Raw genomic sequence first — 679 nt, 5'->3', positions numbered from 1 at the left:
ATACCCAAATATGCAGCCACCTGAATGTTGGAAAGACGCTGAATAAGATGGGGATATTTTTCTGCAAATTCGATGTAACGGGATTCTGCAGTTTTACTTAGATTATCAATCATTCTGCGCTGAAGGGCAACATGCGTTTTTTGAGTCATTACCCGAAATAGCTTTTCTATTTTAGGCAAATTGGCATAAGCAAATTCCTTGTCTTTTTTAGAAATTAAAAGTACTTCACTATCCTCAATGGCTTCTATAAAAAGCTGCGATGGTTTTTCATTGGTAAAACTGTCAATATCGGTAATCCACCAATTTTCAATAGCAAAATAGAGTATTTGCTCAAAACCATTTTTATCAATATGATAAACCCTAAAAAGCCCTTTAGTGACAAAACCTTCAAACTTGCATACTTCACCTTCCCGCAGCAAAAAACTTTTTTTGAGTTATCAATTTAATTTCTGTAAATTAGTACCTTTAAATACTGACTTATGGATAAATTTAAAGGGCAAAACATACTGAATCTAGTAAAAGAATTCCCGAATGATGATGCTTGTAAAGCTTATTTGAGTAAAATTAAATGGATGGATGGTTTTAAATGCACTAAATGCAACTCAGAAAAAGGATGCGAAAAATCGGGTTTTAATTATCATTGTTATTCCTTGTAATCATGTAGAAAGCGCTACTGCAA

At 33.0% G+C, this 679-nt stretch carries 2 pseudogenes; one reads left to right on the top strand and one right to left on the bottom strand.

What is annotated here, in order from left to right:
- Positions 1-431: pseudogene (locus tag AC1DVP_RS21345) on the bottom strand (Crp/Fnr family transcriptional regulator); the annotation flags it as partial.
- 48 nt (positions 432-479) lie between these two features.
- On the opposite strand from AC1DVP_RS21345, the pseudogene AC1DVP_RS21340 reads away from it, so the two are divergent.
- Positions 480-679: pseudogene (locus AC1DVP_RS21340) on the top strand (transposase); the annotation flags it as partial.

Source organism: Flavobacterium sp. P3_A6, assembly GCF_056403035.1.
The sequence above is the reverse complement of the archived record's forward strand: the minus strand, read 5'-3'. Positions and strand labels throughout refer to the sequence as shown.